This is a genomic window from Microcoleus sp. Pol12B5 (genome assembly GCF_036701335.1).
GTDB lineage: Bacteria > Cyanobacteriota > Cyanobacteriia > Cyanobacteriales > Microcoleaceae > Microcoleus.
This window is the reverse complement of record NZ_JAUBQQ010000006.1, coordinates 92,314-109,986: the sequence shown is the minus strand read 5'-3', so window position 1 is coordinate 109,986 and position 17,673 is coordinate 92,314. Positions and strand designations below refer to the sequence as shown.

General features: G+C 44.1%; 16 protein-coding genes and 2 pseudogenes. 14 read left to right on the top strand and 4 right to left on the bottom strand.

The annotated features are described in order from the left end of the window. The first annotated feature begins 8 nt into the window (after nucleotides 1-8). The gene (locus QUA24_RS05585) at nucleotides 9-686 is read left to right on the top strand and encodes an SRPBCC family protein (RefSeq protein ID WP_333227880.1); all 678 of its coding nucleotides are present in this window, start codon (nucleotides 9-11) and stop codon (nucleotides 684-686) included. A gap of 55 nt (nucleotides 687-741) precedes the next feature. Continuing rightward, entirely contained in the window at nucleotides 742-1,116 is a 375-nt protein-coding gene (locus QUA24_RS05580; RefSeq protein ID WP_333227879.1) for a signal peptidase I, read from the top strand. Here QUA24_RS05580 and galK read toward each other — a convergent pair. Continuing rightward, nucleotides 1,106-2,185, bottom strand: a complete 1,080-nt coding sequence (gene galK / locus QUA24_RS05575) for a galactokinase (RefSeq protein ID WP_333227877.1) — start codon at nucleotides 2,183-2,185, stop codon at nucleotides 1,106-1,108. The two genes, QUA24_RS05580 and galK, sit on opposite strands and share 11 nt — an antisense overlap. A gap of 270 nt (nucleotides 2,186-2,455) precedes the next feature. Between galK and rsmA the strand changes: the two genes are divergently transcribed. Beyond that, a complete protein-coding gene (rsmA, locus tag QUA24_RS05570) occupies nucleotides 2,456-3,277 on the top strand; it encodes a 16S rRNA (adenine(1518)-N(6)/adenine(1519)-N(6))-dimethyltransferase RsmA (RefSeq protein ID WP_333215018.1) in 822 nt (273 codons plus the stop codon). A 244-nt stretch (nucleotides 3,278-3,521) separates the two neighbouring features. On the opposite strand, the gene QUA24_RS05565 is transcribed toward rsmA, so the two are convergent. Continuing rightward, complete coding sequence (locus tag QUA24_RS05565) at nucleotides 3,522-5,048, bottom strand: ATP-binding protein (protein WP_333227875.1); 1,527 nt, start codon at nucleotides 5,046-5,048, stop codon at nucleotides 3,522-3,524. Between the two features lie 90 nt (nucleotides 5,049-5,138). On the opposite strand from QUA24_RS05565, the gene ispE reads away from it, so the two are divergent. From ispE to QUA24_RS05530, 8 genes and pseudogenes are all read left to right on the top strand, one after another. After that, a complete protein-coding gene (ispE, locus tag QUA24_RS05560) occupies nucleotides 5,139-6,116 on the top strand; it encodes a 4-(cytidine 5'-diphospho)-2-C-methyl-D-erythritol kinase (protein ID WP_333227873.1) in 978 nt (325 codons plus the stop codon). Nucleotides 6,117-6,299: 183 nt separating this feature from the next. Continuing rightward, on the top strand, nucleotides 6,300-6,653 hold the full coding sequence (locus tag QUA24_RS05555; RefSeq protein WP_333215012.1) for a DUF3082 domain-containing protein: 354 nt from the start codon (nucleotides 6,300-6,302) through the stop codon (nucleotides 6,651-6,653). A 75-nt stretch (nucleotides 6,654-6,728) separates the two neighbouring features. Continuing rightward, on the top strand, nucleotides 6,729-7,355 hold the full coding sequence (locus QUA24_RS05550) for a DUF488 domain-containing protein (RefSeq protein ID WP_333227872.1): 627 nt from the start codon (nucleotides 6,729-6,731) through the stop codon (nucleotides 7,353-7,355). Beyond that, nucleotides 7,333-7,785, top strand: coding sequence for a DUF488 domain-containing protein (locus tag QUA24_RS05545; RefSeq protein ID WP_333215009.1), 453 nt, complete (start codon nucleotides 7,333-7,335; stop codon nucleotides 7,783-7,785). Before QUA24_RS05550 ends, QUA24_RS05545 begins: the two co-directional genes overlap by 23 nt. A 58-nt stretch (nucleotides 7,786-7,843) precedes the next feature. After that, entirely contained in the window at nucleotides 7,844-7,927 is an 84-nt protein-coding gene (locus QUA24_RS27285) for a dual OB domain-containing protein (protein WP_445242586.1), read from the top strand. 180 nt (nucleotides 7,928-8,107) lie between these two features. Continuing rightward, nucleotides 8,108-8,524, top strand: a pseudogene (locus tag QUA24_RS05540) (dual OB domain-containing protein); the annotation flags it as partial. A gap of 105 nt (nucleotides 8,525-8,629) precedes the next feature. Then, on the top strand, nucleotides 8,630-9,364 hold the full coding sequence (locus QUA24_RS05535; protein ID WP_333215005.1) for a hypothetical protein: 735 nt from the start codon (nucleotides 8,630-8,632) through the stop codon (nucleotides 9,362-9,364). A 358-nt stretch (nucleotides 9,365-9,722) separates the two neighbouring features. Continuing rightward, a pseudogene (locus tag QUA24_RS05530) lies at nucleotides 9,723-10,882 on the top strand (ISAs1 family transposase). A 368-nt stretch (nucleotides 10,883-11,250) separates the two neighbouring features. Here the strand turns inward: QUA24_RS05530 and queC are convergent. Both queC and QUA24_RS05520 read right to left on the bottom strand, forming a co-directional pair. Further along, nucleotides 11,251-11,925 (bottom strand): 7-cyano-7-deazaguanine synthase QueC, encoded by a 675-nt coding sequence (queC, locus tag QUA24_RS05525; protein ID WP_333215003.1) that lies wholly within the window; start codon nucleotides 11,923-11,925, stop codon nucleotides 11,251-11,253. A 239-nt stretch (nucleotides 11,926-12,164) separates the two neighbouring features. Further along, the gene (locus QUA24_RS05520) at nucleotides 12,165-13,505 is read right to left on the bottom strand and encodes a cytosine deaminase (RefSeq protein WP_333227868.1); all 1,341 of its coding nucleotides are present in this window, start codon (nucleotides 13,503-13,505) and stop codon (nucleotides 12,165-12,167) included. A gap of 412 nt (nucleotides 13,506-13,917) precedes the next feature. On the opposite strand from QUA24_RS05520, the gene QUA24_RS05515 reads away from it, so the two are divergent. The 3 genes from QUA24_RS05515 to QUA24_RS05505 all read left to right on the top strand — a co-directional run bounded on the left by QUA24_RS05515 (nucleotide 13,918) and on the right by QUA24_RS05505 (nucleotide 17,581). Then, entirely contained in the window at nucleotides 13,918-15,165 is a 1,248-nt protein-coding gene (locus QUA24_RS05515; RefSeq protein WP_333227866.1) for a GTP cyclohydrolase II, read from the top strand. A gap of 89 nt (nucleotides 15,166-15,254) precedes the next feature. Then, nucleotides 15,255-16,337, top strand: a complete 1,083-nt coding sequence (locus QUA24_RS05510) for an adenylate/guanylate cyclase domain-containing protein (RefSeq protein ID WP_333227864.1) — start codon at nucleotides 15,255-15,257, stop codon at nucleotides 16,335-16,337. Next, the gene (locus tag QUA24_RS05505) at nucleotides 16,334-17,581 is read left to right on the top strand and encodes a URC4/urg3 family protein (protein ID WP_333227862.1); all 1,248 of its coding nucleotides are present in this window, start codon (nucleotides 16,334-16,336) and stop codon (nucleotides 17,579-17,581) included. The genes QUA24_RS05510 and QUA24_RS05505 overlap by 4 nt, the downstream gene beginning before the upstream one ends. Nucleotides 17,582-17,673: the final 92 nt, after the last annotated feature.

Sequence of the window (17,673 nt, the reverse complement as noted above, 5' to 3'; positions counted from 1 at the left end):
CTAGTTCAATGACAAATTCCGACAAACAAAACCAAAGTAGCAGCGGTGATACCGAACGCTGGGCATCTTTAATAGGCGGTGGGGCGCTGGTGCTTTTTGGTTTGTCGCAGCGTTCTTTGCGAGGTGCTTTGCTGGCGGTTGCCGGTGGCAGTTTAGCAGCCCGTGGTCTGGGGGTTGTGGAGGGTTTGCAGTCGGCTGCCGATCCGAATCAAAGCATTAAAGTTGAAAAGACCGTGACGATCGACAAACCGGCTGAGGAATTGTACCGTTTATGGCGCAATTTTGAAAATTTGCCTCGGTTTATGAAGCATCTCAAACACGTTACGGTAATAGATCAAACACGTTCTCACTGGATTGCCAGCGCGCCGATGGGCAATAGTGTGGAATGGGATGCAGAGATTGTCCGTGAAGAAGAAAATCGCTTAATTGCTTGGGCGTCGGTGGAAGGAGCTGATGTTGACAATTCAGGCTTTGTGCGTTTTCAACCGGCATCAGCGGGACGGGGTACAGAGGTAAAAGTTGTCATCGAATACAACCCTCCGGGCGGTGCAATTGGTGCTGGCGCGGCTAAACTATTTGGCGAAGCTCCCGAACAGCAAATTGCCAATGATTTACGTCGCTTTAAGCAGTTGATGGAAGCTGGGGAAATAGCGACTACGGAAGGTCAACCTTCGGGCCGCAAGTAATAAGTTAGAGGGTGTCCCCCGATCTAAGCATCTTTGTTGTTTACCTGATTAATTGATGTCATCTCAAGTGGTTTTCGGAAATGCCGGCGCTAAAGGTGCAAGTCGGGGCGGTTGGTTTGCGGGTCACTTTATGACTCCTGAAGATGACCCGCGATCGACTTCTGTTTTAGAAGTAAAATGGGGCGCTCACCCCGCCGGAGATTGTAGGACTCAGTGGGCGGTAAATGCGGAAGCCACGACGCTTTCTATCCTGGTAAAAGGGCGGTTTCGCCTGCAATTTCCAGAACAAGAAATATTGCTTTCTCGCGAAGGAGATTATGCTCTCTGGCTGCCGGGAGTGCCTCATTATTGGTCTGCCGAGGAGGATTCGGTAATCCTGACTGTGCGGTGGCCTTCCCTACCGGGAGATAGTTCTGGAGTTAAGAAGTAACTTTAACTTCAGGAACCAAAACGCGGCCGCTATAACCTGCGCGCTGGTAGCGATCGATCGCCTCGGATGCGATAACACCCGCTTTCCCAGTCTCCACCAACGCTACGCAAGCACCGCCAAAACCTCCGCCGGTCAGCCTTGCGCCGAAGACTCCGGGGATTGACTGCAAGATTGCCGCCAGCGTGTCTACTGCAGGCACCGAAACTTCGTAGTCGTCGCGCTGACTGGCATGGGAAGCATTCATTAACTCGCCAAAACGTTTGGCTGGCAAAGATTTTACCGCTTCGAGTACGCGGTTGTTTTCAGTAACCACGTGCCGCGCTCGCTTTCTGAGGGGTTCCGGCAATACTTCGACAGCTTGGGGATCGGCGATATCCCTAAGAGCTTTAACTCCCAATAGCCGCGCGGATTCCTCACACTCGGCGCGCCGCTGGTTGTAGCCGCTTCCTGCTGCCAGTTCGTGGCTTTCGCCACTGTCAATTATTAAAATTTCTGTGTTTGTGGGAAAAGGTATCGGGCGGCATTCGAGGCTGCGGGTGTCAATCAATAGCATGGTGTTGGTGTCTGCTAAACTCGACGCCATTTGATCCATGATGCCACAGTTCAAGCCGGCATACCGGATTTCGACTTGCTGTCCGATTTGAGCTAGGCGCACGTCGTCTAGGGGGAGGTTCAGCAGCGTGCGCAGTCCTCTGAGGGTGGCTATTTCTAAAGCGGCGCTGCTGGACAAACCGGCTCCGATCGGCACAGTCGAGGTAATGTAGAGATTTATTGGCGGTATTTTGTATCCTTCTTTTTCTACAAGTCTCAGGCAGCCACAGATATAACTGACGAATTTTTGCGGTATGGTATCGTCGTCTGAAAAATTTATGAGTTCGTCATATTCTGCTGAATAAACATGGTGTCGATCGTCGCTGCTGAAGCCGATTTGTACTGTGGTGCGCTGGGGAATCGCAGTTGGAAGTACAAATCCATCGTTGTAGTCTGTGTGTTCGCCCAGCAGGTTTACTCGGCCGGGGGCGCTGGCTGTGGTTTTGGGTAATGTACCAAATATCCGTTGGAATTTCATTTTTGGGGAAGTGGTAATTGGTAATTGGTTATTTGTTATTGGTTATTGGTTATTTGGAAAAATAGCTATCCCTGTCTCCGTGACTTAGGTGTTGTGCTGTTGGTAATTGGGAAGAAATAAATGTATTTTTTATCGTTTGTCCTTATTATAGTGCCCAAGTTTTTTGCTTAATTCAACCCTTGTTAACAAAAATAAACATCACCGTATGTTGGGAAAAGATATTAAGCTGTGATAGAATGACAGGCTAAGATTTCTCCAAAAATTCAAAAAATGCGATCGACCAGACCCCGGAAACAGTTTGCTCAACATTGGCTCAAAAGCGAGAAAGCCTTAGATAAGATTGTGAAAGCGGCTTCTTTGGATCGCGATCGCGTCCTGGAAATTGGGCCGGGTACGGGGATTTTGACTCGGCGCTTGCTGCCTGCGGCTGAGTCTGTTGTTGCTGTGGAGATCGATCGAGATTTGTGTCTCAAGCTAGCCAAACAACTCGGCAAAACCGACAATTTTTTACTGCTGCAAGGCGACTTCTTGGAAATGGACTTAGAGGCTGAATTAACGGCTTTTCCCAAATTCCACAATCCCAATAAAGTTGTTGCCAATATTCCCTATAATATCACCGGCCCGATTCTGCAAAAACTGCTGGGAACGATATCTGTTCCTGCTGCTAAACCCTTCGATGCGATCGTGCTTTTAGTGCAGAAAGAAGTAGCCCAAAGGCTTTACGCTAAACCGGGTTCGACAGCGTTTGGCGCGCTGTCAGTGCGTGTGCAGTATTTAGCAGAATGCGAGTTAATTTGTGATGTGCCGTCTAAAGACTTTTTTCCGCCGCCAAAAGTCGATTCCGCCGTGGTGCGGCTGCTCCCCAGAGAGATAGAAACTGCGGCGGTTAATCCGCGCTATTTGGAGAATTTAGTTAAGTTGGGATTTGGTAGCAAGCGCAAGATGCTGCGAAATAATTTGAAAGGGGCTGTGGACTTAGATAAACTCGTTCACTTGCTAGAAGAGTTACAGATAAATCCTCAATCTCGCGCTGAAGATTTAAGCGTGGATCAATGGGTAAGTTTGAGTAATAATATGCTCTCAGATGTTTAAACTTCAAGATTTTGTTAGATACCCGGCTTCTTAAATAAGTGGCGCATTTGGGAATTCTTTTTTTATCAGGACTTACGCATCGGGGCCCATAAACCTGGTTTTTTACCGAATCTGCTGTGTACAACGAGTCTTTTCGTAAAAAAAATGTTGCTCAACAATCGGGCGTAATTCCTATTTAAGAAAAACCACTCTTTGGTCTGACTACTAACAGTTGAATTGAGGTTTCATGGGGATTTTTAAAGGTTTATTGCAGGTTAATCGGAATTTTAATAATAAATTCTGCACCTTTCCCCTGTGCAGAAATACACTGCAATTCGCCTTGATGTCTTACTGTGATAATTTGATAGCCAATTGATAAACCTAATCCCGTGCCTTTACCTACTGGTTTAGTGGTAAAAAATGGATTAAATAACTGGTTCCTCACCGATTCTGTGATTGCTGGCCCGTTGTTGCTAATTCGGATTTCTACGACTTCACTTTCTAAAAGTTTAGTAGAAATTTTGATGATGAGGGGATTAGCTTCATTGGCTGCAATCGACTCGCTGTGGCTGTCATCTTCTAAAGCATCAATAGCATTAGCGATGATATTCATAAATACTTGATTTAGCTGTCCGGGATAGCACTCTATTTTCGGTAATTCGCCATATTCTTTGATAACTTGAATATTCGCCAAACCGGGATTAGTGTTCAATCTGCTTTGCAAAATCATCAGTGTGCTGTCAATTCCTTCATGAATGTTGGCTAGTTTCATTTCTGCTTCGTCATGGCGAGAAAAAATTCGCAGCGACTTGACAATACCAAAAATCCGCTCAGCGCCGTTTATCATAGAAATTAATATTTTTGGCAGGTCAGAGATGATAAAGTCTAAATCTATATACTCGATTTTTTCTTGAACTATGGGTATGGGATTCGGATACTGCTCTTGATAGAGATTCACCAGTTCTAGCAAACTATTGGCATACTGGCGGGTGTGAGTAATATTGCCGTAAATAAAGTTAATCGGATTGTTGATTTCATGAGCAACCCCAGCGACCAATTGCCCTAAAGATGACATTTTTTCGCTGTGAATTAGGTTGGATTGAGCTTGCTTCAATTCAAACAAGGCTTGTTCGAGCTGTTGAGTTTGACATTTTAACTCTGCGGTACGTTCCTCAACGCGAATTTCTAATTCTTCTTTAGCTTTTTTTAGGGCAGCTTCTGCTAATTGGCGCTCGACAATTTCTGATGCTAGGAGTCGGTTAGCAAATTCTAGATGTTGCGTTTGAGACTTTAACTCTGCGGTGCGTTCTTCAACGCGAATTTCTAATTCTTCTTTAGCTTTTTTTAGGGCGGCTTCTGCTAATTGGCGCTCGACAATTTCAGCTTCTAGGAGTCGGTTGGCGGATTCTAACTGTGCGGGACTGGGAAGTGCTAGGGCTTGAGGCATTAAGTCTACCAAAAGTATGGCTGTAGCTAATGAAATAAGGGCAGTAATTGCTTTGACTGTTCCTGAAAGCCAATAGTTAGGATGCCAAAGTGTCCAGAGTTCAAATATGTGAGTGATGCCACAGGCGACGATAAAGGCTCCAAACAGGGCAAAGATCCAATCAAAAGGCAAATCTTCGCGTTTGGAAATAAAATAAACCAATGTAATCGGGATGGAAAAATACGCGAGTGCAATAATAGAATCTGAGGCAATGTGAAGCCCGACTAAGGGGGTATGCCAGAGATAGCAGTGGCCGTGAGGAATAAATGGCCCGGAAGTAAAAAAAGTTTTCCACATTTCCTGCATAATATTTCCTTTGAGTTGTGAGAAAATGGACTCGGACTGGTGTCAATAAATTTCAACCAGGGGTTTCTTTCACCTGCGGCTTAATCACCTATGCGTTCATATTCTCTGCTAGCTTCAGCAAAAATCAATCTGTATCTGGAAATCATAGGCGATCGCCCCGACGGATATCACGAACTGGCGATGGTACTTCAAAGCATAGATTTAGCCGATCGAATTGACTTGCGCGCGATCGGTACGGACACGATTCGCGTGCGCTGCGATCACCCGCAAGTCCCTCCTGATAAGAATAACCTGGCCTACCGGGCGGCGGATTTGTTGGCGAAGCAATTCCCCGATGCTTTGGCGAAATACGGCGGAGTCGAGATTGCGATTCACAAACAGATTCCTGTGGCGGCGGGGCTTGCCGGGGGTTCTGCAAATGCGGCCGCGGTTTTAGTGGGGATGGATTTGCTGTGGCAATTGGGACTTACTCAGTCGGAGTTGCAAGAGTTGGGGGGAACTTTGGGTTCGGATGTGCCTTTTTGCATTGCGGGAGGTACGGCTTTGGCAACTGGTCGCGGGGATAAACTGTCGCCATTGCCCGATTTGGGGGGCTTTTCTGTGGTGTTGGCGAAGTACCGCAATCTCAGTATTTCTACTGCATGGTCGTATCAAACTTATCGCCAGCAGTTCAGTAGTTCCTATTGTGCAGCGGAAGATTTGGCGTGCCGCCGGGAACGGCTGCATTCGGGCCCGATGGTGGCGGCGATCGCCCAAAAAGATCGATCAAAAATTGGTCAATTGCTGCATAACGATTTAGAAAAAGTTGCTTTGCCCGTGTACCCGCAGGTGTTGCAGTTGCGGGAGGCTTTTGAGTCGGCGGGGGTTTTGGGGACGATGATGTCGGGTTCAGGGCCGACGGTGTTTGCGCTGGCGGAGTCTCCAGAGCAGGCTCAGCAGGTTGTGGAACGGGTTAAAAGTGCGATCGCTTCTCCCGATTTGGATTTTTGGGTGGCACAGTTTAGCAATACTGGGATTCGGATTTTTTCGGAGGAAAATGATGTAAAAGCGCCGATTCCGAGGGTGTAACTCGAAGATGGTGCGATCGCGATCGCCCCTTAAACCTGTCTAACAGGCGAGGGTCAAGATTAATCTAACTTTTCGCAGAGTCTATTGAGATCGAGGAACTGATAATATGTGATTCAACACCGATTTTAGTTGTGGTGAATTAACCAGAAATCTAAAATCTAAAATCTAAAATCTAAAATCGCCATGACTGATTTAACTAATCCAAATTCTACTTCTAAACCTCTGAGTTCCGCTGGAGATGCAACCTCTGCATCTTCCACGCCACCGACGATTTTGCGGTGCGTGATGGGTTCCCTGATCGCGGGCGGCTTTGCGGCGGCTTTGTACGCGCTAACTTTGTCAATCGTCCAAACTTTTGCAAATTCCCCGATTCATTCTGACAATGTGACTGCGATTAATATTGGCGCGGCTGTGCGAACTTTAGTTATGGGGATTGTGGCTTTGGGTGCGGGTGTTTTTGCTTTTGCATCTTTGGGTTTGATGCTGCTGGCTGTGCAACTTTTAATTCAAAAGTTGCTTAAAAAACCCACAGGTTGAAGTTTACAGGTTGAAACCATCTGGATACACAAATTCTCCTCCGCAAGGCAAAGACTGAATAGTAAGATCGAAGCAATGGAATTATTTACGATCGGACACTCCAATCTGAGTATTGAAGCGTTTGTTTTGCTGCTGCAACAACACAGAATTACGGCGGTTGCGGACGTGCGATCGCATCCTTTTAGCCGCTATTTACCTCATTTTAATAAATCCGAAATTAAAGCTTCTCTGTCAAGTGTTGGCATTCAATATATTTTTTTAGGCAAAGAGTTGGGCGCGAGACCAGAGGATTTAACCTGTTACGATACTAGCGGCAAAGCTTTATACGATCGCATAGCAGCAACTCCTCTATTTTCCGCAGGAATTCAGCGCCTGCTAAAAGGCGCCGCCAATTATAAAATCAGTTTAATGTGTGCGGAAAAAGACCCGATTACTTGTCATCGGACTATTTTAGTTTGCCACAAGTTGAAAGATTTTAACTTGCAGATTAATCATATTCTGTCCGATGGCAATTTAGAAGCGCACCAGCATTTAGAAGAAAGACTTTTGAGCAAGTTTAACAAAGGAAAAAAAAATAATGAGCCAATTCAGCTAAGCTTGTTTGAATTAGAGCCTCAAGTTAAACAGGAAGTAGTTGATTTAGAAACCGCTTATTATCGTCACGGATTGGAAATCGCTTATGTCACAAAAGAAAGCAATTAATTTATTTACAATTGGTTTTACTCAAAAAAGTGCGGAGGAGTTTTTTGGGATTTTGATGAAAGCGGGAGTCCGCAGGGTAATCGATACACGGCTGAATAATGTATCACAGTTAGCAGGTTTTGCTAAGCGGAAAGATTTAGAATATTTTCTGCGAACCATTGGTAATATTGAGTATGTTCATGTGCTGGATTTAGCGCCGACTCAAGATATTTTGGATGATTATAAAAAGAAAAAGGGAGATTGGGATGTTTATGAAAAGAAGTTTTTGGAGTTGATGGGCGATAGACAAATTGAACACAAGGTTTCCTCGGATATTTTAGACTGCGGGTGTCTGCTTTGTAGCGAACCAAAACCTCATAATTGTCACCGCCGCTTAGTTGCTGAATATCTCAGCGATAAGTGGAAAAATGTCACAATTAATCATCTTTGATTTAGTGAAAATATTAGATAATTGTGAGATGAATCTAAAATCTAAAATCTAAAATCGAATGATTCGGATAATTTGTCTCGCTAATTCCTGGAAACGCGGCGACAGGTGCATCGGCGGAATTAATGAACTTCAAGGTAAGTAGGTGCGTCCGGTTTCCGAATTACCAGATGGCCAAATTCCTAAAGAAAAGCGGCAGATAGATAGACTTGAACCCGCGTTGTTAGAAGTTCTAGAGATTCCTCTGGCAAAGACGGGGCCGGACTTTGGCTTTGAGTGTGAAAATCTTTCTGTTTTACCGGGAAAATGACGGCAAGTAGGGAAAGTTCCGCCAGCATATTTCCTGAAATATTGCCAGAGGAAAGAATATATTTTGCACAACGATTTGCGATATGTTACGGTGGAATATATGCAGTCTTTGCCAATGTGCGATCGCCTAACTTTGCAATTAGTCAAAGCAGTAAGATTTACGGTAAAAAAGTTAAGTCAAAGATTTGAAGGTGGTAATAAATGGGAAGGATCTATTGTCACGCATCATGATCAAAGATTGACTGCAACAATTACCGATCCGGTGTTTATTAGAAAGTTAGAATTGGGGTATCGACCGCAAAAAGCTTGTTTGGTAACAGTGAGTTTGAGTATGCCTTGGCGACCCGATAATTGGGAAGGAGATGACCCTTGTTGGAAGTTGATTGCGGGTGTGGTAGAGTTGCCGGAAGATGTTGTTGAGGATGAAATTTAGTTTTGATCAAAATGGGCGATCGATTATTTATTTCTTTTTATTTACCGCAAAAACTCTGTTCGTGGTATAATTCTGCGGGACTGTAGCAGGAAGGGGTGCTTTTTGATGAAAGCAGAATTTTATTTTGACTGTCAAAAATATATTTGCAGTTTAGTTCAAGTAGATTTTGTCAAAGAATTAAAAATAAAAAATCATCAAGGTTTTGTTTTGGCTGTTAAGCAAGGACAAAAGATTGGACTTTTGGGAAAAAGTCGCCATAATGCTAAACAAGTTGATGTATCTAAGCCGCATTTTTATAATGTAATTAAAGCGGCTATGAGCGCTTTGGAATTAGAAACTAAAAATGAGGTGATATTAGAGAGAAATCGAACTCTTGCTGATGCCGAAGAAATGATTCAGCAGCAAAACCGAGAAATTCGCGTTCTCAACGAACAGATTAGAATGCTTGGAACTAAGGTTGAGGAATTGTCAAGGGAAAAGCAGCAGTTATCCATGCAGCTAGTAGAGAAAGAAATCATAGAAACTGAAATTAGTCAAGAACTTGAGGATTTTCCTGCTTTCGACGAAGATTTAGTGGCGGCGGAAATTGAGCAGGAGCTTGAAGAAACTGAAATTAGTAAAAAAATCGAAGAATTGTCGGTTCAAACTTCTGGGTTGGACGTGCAGTTAATAGAAAATCTACCGGATCATAAGGGAATTGATGAAAAGGAACTAATGACCGAAAGCGATGTTAAAAGTGTCACTCTAGAAATTAGAGAAGAAGTAGAATTTCAAGGAGGCGAAACAGAAATTAAGCGGCTGCCTAAAAGAGGTTCCCAGAGAAGGATGAGAAAGAAATAATGAGGATATATATTTTCTAGAGTGTGAGGCGCTATTTATAGCGAAAATGTGCGCCATATACACGCTAAATATAGAGTTTATGCGTATCTATTGTACATCTTTTATTCCTCGCTCTGTGGCAAATTTTTTCTAATTATTGTCGGAAACCAACTGACGGCTGCTCTTTGTCCGATTGCCCTGCTTTGTTCAATAAATCCGGGTACTTCTGCGATCGCCGAAAATGGAAAAGCTAAACTTTGAGCAGCACTATAGTATTTTCCATCAGGGCGAACGCATCTAGATTTTATGTTAACAGAATATCGTATATTGGAGCAGAGTTATTGAGTATATAAAAAATATTTAATTAGAGCTTAGCATTATGAAACTCAAACCTAAAATCACCATTGCCTATCATTTTCCCGACTTAGAATATCCCAGAATTGAGCAAACGAAGCATCATCAATTAATTGATATTATCACCCTCTCAATTTGTGCCGTGATTTGTGGTGCTGATACATGGGTGGATATCGAAAGTTACGGGCGTGCTAAATACGAATGGTTAAAGACAATTTTAGAATTGCCGAATGGCATCCCTTCGCATGACACAATTGCGCGAGTATTTTCTCGCCTCAAACCTGAGCAATTTCAGAAATGTTTTTTGAGTTAGATTCAATCTATTAGCTGCTTCAATCCCAGAGAAGTAATCGCAATTGATGCCAAAACTCTTCGCCATTATTACTCACGGGGAGGAGACAAAAAAGCGATTCATCAAAAAAGCGATTCATATGGTCAGTGCTTGGGCGACCAGTCAAAGATTAGTTTTAGGACAAGTTAAGGTTGATAAAAAGTCTAATGAAATCACAGCTATTCCGGCTTTACTCAAAGTATTAGAATTGAAGGGAAGCATTGTCAGCATTGATGCTATGGGCTGTCAGAGGTCAATTGTGAAGTCAATTGTCGAACAAGGAGGAGATTACGTACTCACCTTAAAAAAGAACCAATCATCCCTGTATGCCAGAGTAGAAGAGTTGTTTAAACAAGCAATTCTACAAGGATTTTCGGGATTTACACATACAGCTCATGCGACGAAGAAAGAGAATAATCACGGTCGCTCAAAAATCAGACATTACAACCATGTTAAGTGACATCAAAGAGCGGATATATCCCGACAATCTATGGGAGAAGCTTCATAGTATAGTTCTGATAGAATCCGTGAGAATAGTGAAAGGAAAAACAACTATTGAAACTCGTTATTATATTAGTAGTTTACCAAATAATGCTCAAAAATTTGGTGAATCAGTCCGCAGCCATTGGGGAATTGAAAATTCTTTACATTGGGTATTAGATGTGGGTTTTTGTGAAGATGATTGTCGAATTAGAAAAGATAATGCTCCGCAAAACTTTGCTAGGATTAGACACATCTCGCTTAATCTTTTGAATCAAGAAAGAACCTCAAAAACCGGAGCCAGAAATAAGCGACTTCCAGCAGGGTGGGATGATGACTATTGGACTAAGATTCTCGCTGTTACAGTTACCTAAATTCTCACAAATAACTAATTAATAACAATTATACAACTTGTAAACAGTGGTTGTAATATTTTTATTGTCTCAAACTTAGCATTAAGTAAAAACCACCATTGATCAGTTCATATTTTATCTAAAGAGTCATTACAAAGCGTGTCGGTAGCTTCTAAGAATGGTGAATTTATCTCAAAATATACTCACCACTGATGAACAGTGTTCAATAAGATGCGTTCCCCCTGAGTCAACCGGAAGTTGAGGATGAGCCGGAAGCTAAATAAGCAGCCTGAATTTTAGTCTTGTTTGTAAGGTGCGTCAGGCTTGAAGCGAGTACGAAATAATTAGGTTTTACCTCTGACGCACCCTACGAAATGCGTAAGTCCTGTTTAAGCGTAAGGCACCGGATCTTTCAGCCCCAATTCCTCAAAAGCCACCAGCCGCAGGCGACAAGAATCGCAAACACCGCAGGCATTTTCCCCGCCTGCATAGCAAGACCAAGTTTGCTCCCAAGGTACTCCTAATTTGTTGCCTAATTGAATAATTTCTGTTTTTTTAAGTTCGATCAAAGGTGTTACAATATTAATAGGTTCTCCTTCTCTTCCCTGCTTTGTTCCTAACCGAAATACTTCCTGCATTGCTTGGATGTAATCGAGGCGGCAGTCTGGATAGCCGGAATAATCTAAAGCGTTGACGCCGATGTAAATGCGATCGGCTTCTAGAGTTTCTGCGTAGGCGAGGGCAAAGCTGAGAAAGATCGTATTTCTGGCAGGAACGTAGGTAATGGGGATGTTTAGAGACATTTCTGCAAGATTGCGCTCGATCGGCAATTCCATCTCATTATCCGTCAAAGCCGAACCGCCCCAAAGCGTTAGGTCAAAGTTTACCACCTGATGTGCCTTAACTGCGGCCGAAAGTGCGATCGCCTTTGCTGATTCCAACTCCCGCCGATGTCTTTGCTTGTAGTCAAAGGAAATAGCGTAACACTCGCAGCCGTCGGCTTTGGCTTGATACAAAACTGTTGAGGAATCCAGCCCTCCCGACAATAAAATAACTGCTTTCACTTAAAACATCCTCACTCGAATTAGCTTTTATATTTATATCAAAATAGTGGCGAATTGACAATATACTAATGCTAAATGCTTTTTAAAACCTACATATTACACCATTGTCAAGAACGGGATCTTGCCCGTTCCACAAAACTCAATTAACTGTTTCCCGGCTCTGCATACTAACGAGTAGAAAGAAAATTCATCTTTTGTGGAACAGGCATCTTGCCTGTTCTTGATATTCGTACAAAATGTCAGATTTCCGTTGCTAACAAGTCGTCTAGTTCGCGGTAATCGGGCAAAGTTGTCTCAATTTTAATGCCCTGCCGCAAAACTGTGCGATCGCCCTGCGCTCTAGATAACAATTCGCTGAAATTCCGCGCCTTAAACAAAATCAAATCAGCAGGTAAACCCACTGCAATTCGTCCTAAATTCGGCAACCCCATTAAATCTGCTGGAGTCTTTGTCACTGCACAGGACCAGTCTCCATAAGGCCTATCTAAATGAGCGATACGGACTGCCATATTAAAAACTTCTAAAACATCGTGATCGCCAAATCCGTAAAACGGATCGCGACAATTGTCGCTAGCAACTGCAACGGGAATTCCTGCTGATTTGAGTTCGTGCACTAGCGTCACTCCCCGCCAGCGCGGTGTATGCTCAGATTCTCGGTCTTGCAGGTAAAGGTTGCACATCGGCAAGCTGACAATGCCAATATTTGCTTCCTTGACTAATTCGATAGTTTCTGTTACTAAATCTGAGGGTTGTACGGCTAAACTACAGCAGTGTCCGCAGATAATTTGACCGGAAAATTTATGGCGGATGGCGGTTTTTGCGACTTCCCGCAGTGTTACTGAATCTGGATCGTCGTTTTCGTCAGTGTGGAAGTCGAGGTTTAAATTTCGTTCTTTGGCTAAGGCAAAAACTTGATCGAGTTGTTTGTCTAAGTCGGGATTCATATAGGCGACGCCGCCGAGAATCCCGCCGATTTGGGCTATGCGATCGGCTAATTTTTCGCCGGCGGGTGTCAGGTAATAGTCGAGGGAAACCAAGGAAACTGCTTGCAAGATCAGCCGATCACCCCATTCGGCTTGCAGCGCTTCAAATACTCCCAAACTAACAGTTCCCTGTTCGCCCGCGCTGTCGATGTGAGTGCGGATAGCCTTGGTTCCGTGGGCGTAGCTGCACTTTAGTCCGAACTCCATTCGCCGGTAAACATCGTCTGTATTCCAGTTTTTTTGAGCGTCAGCGCCTACCGCTTCGATCGCGCTGGCAAAAGTTCCATCGGGATTGGGCGATCGTTCCCAAATGTGACCTTTGTCTATATGGGTGTGCATATCCACAAAACAAGGCCAAACTAAGCCGCCCTGCAAATCTATAACTGGGATATCTCCAGAGGGGGATACAGGTTTTGTACCTGCTGGAGTAATGTGGGCGATCGTCCCTGCTGCAATTTCCAAATCCACCAAACAAAAATTGTTCTCACTCCCCGTTGTCGACACAGTAGAAGCTGAAGGCGCGATCGATTTCATCTCTAGAAGAGACGCGGGCACGCGAGCATTTTTGAGCAAATAATTAGATGTACTTGGCAACATTAATTTTGTGAGTTAGTATTTTGTTGATAATTACCGACTACCAGTTGTAACTATAACAACCCTTGCAGAAATTGTGAACATCTCTTTTCCTCTCTTTCACTCTTTTCTAGATTCTATACGCCCTCTGCGCCCTCTGCGGTTAGTTAAACAAATATCATGCAGAAAGAAAATATAAAGGCTAGAGAAATTAGGATTAAATAGGTAGTTTTGCTGTTGGTACTCCAGCCCTAATCACTGAAGCACATATGCAAAGTTGTTATATTTTCAGGACAGCGCAAAAGTCAGCGTCACGAGTTTGGCTATGCCGGATACTTCCCGGTCCCGAATCCTTTTGCTATCATAAATCACTGCTTCAAATTGCAATTTCACTTTCAACTAACAGCAGCATCCATAGTAAGAGCCAAAAACAACTGTGTCAAAACCCAAGCATATAGTTTTAACATCCCATCCCGACAGATCCGGCACAAAACCTCATCCCATCCACTGGGGAGAAATCGATCCGCTGAAACGGGGGCCTGTGATTGGTAGCCTTACCAAATCGTCTCACCGGAATGCGATCGGCACTCATTCGGGTTCCTACTCAGTTTATCGCGCGCTAGCAGTTGCTTCTGGCGCACTCCAAGCAGATCACCGCCCCGATTTTACCAACACCTCTCCGGCCGCACACATCGGGCCACACGCGAGTTGGGGCGATCACAATTTGATTGTTTCTCTCGATCCCTTTGGGGGTTTGGTTAGCGAAGTTTATACTTCATTTCTCCAGCAGGGATATGATATTCGACCGACAATTGCTGTCACTAAAGCTCACATTAATATGCCGGAATTGCAAGATGCCATCGCTAAGGGGCGAGTGCACATTGATGGCAAAATAGTCAAAGCAGGTGGCAATTTAGCAGTAACTAAAGTTGCGATCGACCCGGTTTGGTATTTGCCGGGAATTGCTCGGCGGATTGGGGTTCAAGAAAGCGTTCTCCGCCGTGTTCTGTTCGAGCAAACAGGCGGAATGTTCTCGGATTTAGTGACGCGGCCGGACTTACACGTTTTCTTGCCACCAATTGGCGGAACTACGGTTTATATTATTGGCGATGTCGCGAATATTTCTGACCCGGATAAGCAGTTGGCGGTACGTGTACACGATGAATGCAACGGTTCAGATGTCTTCAGTTCCGATATCTGCACTTGTCGCCCTTATTTGGTACACGGGATGGAAATTTGCATCCAAACGGCCCAATCAGGCGGTTCTGGGGTAATAGTTTACTTCCGCAAGGAAGGGAGAGCTTTGGGGGAAGTGACTAAGTTTTTGGTGTACAATGCCAGAAAACGGCAGGAAGGCGGCGATCGCGCTGATGCCTATTTTACACGCACTGAATGTGTGGCGGGAGTTCAAGATATGCGGTTTCAAGAACTAATGCCAGACGTGCTGCACTGGTTGGGGATCTCTCGAATTGACAGTTTAGTTTCGATGAGCGATATGAAATACAATGCGATTATCAATTCTGGCATTCAGGTGGTCGATCGCATCCCCATTCCTGAAGATTGGATTCCCGCAGACGCACAAGTCGAAATCGTCGCCAAAAAAGCCGCCGGCTACTACACGCCTGACCCTGTGCCAGATGCTACAATTCTTGCAGAAGCGATCGGACGCGATTTAGGAGATTAAGAGGGCAAAGACGCGACCGATGGGACGCGAACAATCGCGTCTTTGCTAAATAAAATTTATTGCTGGTTTTTGATCAGTCAGGGTAGGTTATGGCTAATTTGCGTTCTAGTGTGATCGTAAAAACCGATATTTGTGGATATACCGCCAGAGTCAAAAAATTATCTCAGTCGGACTTAAGTAGTTTGTTAAACGAGCATAAAACTTTTGTTTCAGATATTAGCGCCAGAAATGAAGGCAGCGTGATCAAAGGGGAAGGTGATTCATTTTGGATAATTTTTCCCAGCGTCACAGCAGCGGCGGTAGCAGCCATAGAAATGCAGCAAGAATTGAGAGCGCAACAATCTAGCAAGGCGAACGACGAACGATTGGCTATTCGCGTGTCGATTACATTAGGAGATGTCTTGCATCAAGATAAAGATATCTTTGGCGATACGGTGAATTTAACAGCGCGCATAGAATCTGTAACTCCGCCGGATGAAATATATTTGTCCCAAGCAGCATGGCTGGCGCTCAACAAAGCAGAAGTGCAAACGTCTTTTGTCAACGAGTTTTCTTTGAAAGGGATGAGCGAACCTGAAAAAGTATACAAAGTTGACCAAAGTTACAAAACGCGAATCATCAAGAATCAAGCAATCATTAAAGCAGATTTGAGAGGTTTTATAGCTTATCAAGAATCTAATTCTATCAAAGATGTGGAATATTTGCTCACCAACTTTGATACTTTTGAAAAAACTATTTGCGAAGAATACGGCGGCACAATTCGGAGTATTGTTGGGGATTCGCATTTGTTGACTTTCCCGGAAGCTCACTCAGCCTTAGCGGCAATGGAAAGTCTGTGCGAGAATTGGAAACTTTTTATTGACGCCAATCAAATACCTTGTGGCTTGTCGGTGGGAGTTGCTAAGGGAAATTTATATATATTTCGGTCTTGCACTTACGGAAAAGATATTCACATAGCCGACAGACTGGAAGATTTAAGTAAAATAGTAACTCCGGGTAGGGAAAGAAATTCAGTCATAGTTTCCGATCACATAAAACGCGAAGTCAGCGGGTCAAAGTGGGAATATAAGCTGATCAAAATCGATAAAAATGTGATTTTAGATAATCTTTTAGATTACACTCAGTTTGACTTTTTTCAAGAAAACGATGTTTATAGGTGTTTGGTTACATGAAGTTGCACAATATTGAACTTGAGATTGTAGAATATCTGAGAACGCCGGCTGCTATTCGCCAAAAGTGCGATCGGCTTTTTGATTTAGCCCGCCAAGACAAACTCCGCTACTTCCGCGTCGATTTATCCCAACTCGACAAAGCAGCAAATTATGTAATTGACACAACGCGCCAACAGTATCCCGATTTTAACATTCCCTTTCACAGTCGCTGGCGACATTTTGAAGCTGGCAACTTGTCACGCCTCGCCGAATTGAATGCAGCTTTAGCAGAATTTGAACTCATAGAGCAAGCTAAGATCAAATTTGATTTAGCAATTATCAGCGTTTTGCTCGATGCCGGTGCTGGTGCAGATTGGCAGTATTGCGAACCTGAAACCGGACAGGTTTACCGCCGTTCTGAAGGGTTAGCAATAGCCAGCTTGCGGATGTTTTGTCAAGGTGTTTTTTCCAGCAATCCCGATTTTCCTTGGCAAGCTGATTTTCGCGGACTTTCTCAATTAAAACTTGAAACCTTAGCTGCGGGATTTCAGGTAAGTCGAGACAATCCGCTAGTTGGTTTAACAGGCAGATTAGAATTATTGCAGCGCTTGGGGAATGCGATTTGCCAGCATCCATTATTATTTGGCAGCGAAAACCCGCGTCCCGGCAATTTAGTCAAATACTTGCTCGACAGTCGGGTTTCAGTATCCAAAACAGTGAAGACTGCTGATGTGTTGAGCGCTGTTTTGACAGGTTTTGGGGAAATTTGGCCGGGAAGGTATGCAATTGGTGGTGTTAATTTAGGCGATGTTTGGCGGCATCCGGCTTTAACAGGAGAAAATCTGGGAGATGAATTAGTGCCGTTTCACAAACTCTCGCAGTGGTTGACTTATTCGCTGTTGGAACCGCTGCAAGAACTTGGTTTAGAAGTTGCGGGATTGGATGAGTTAACGGGATTGCCGGAGTACCGCAACGGCGGTTTGTGTTTGGATATTGGGCTGCTGCAGGCAAAAGATTCGGCTATTTTTGAGCAGAGTTACTTGCCGGATTCGGAAGTTATAGTAGAATGGCGATCGCTCACTGTCAATCTTTTAGATAAAATTGCCGGATCTATGCGAGAAAAGCTGCATTTGAGTGCGACAGAATTGCCGCTGGTGAAGATTTTGCAAGGAGGAACTTGGGCGGCGGGGCGGAAGATTGCGGGCGAATTGAGGGCTGGTGGAGGGCCACCAATTCAGATTGAAAGTGACGGCACTGTGTTTTAGAAGCAAGAAGCAAGAAGGAAGAGGGAAAATTATTCCCTCTTCCAACTTAAAATTCAAACCTGAAAACAATACCTCACACTACACTCCCAACA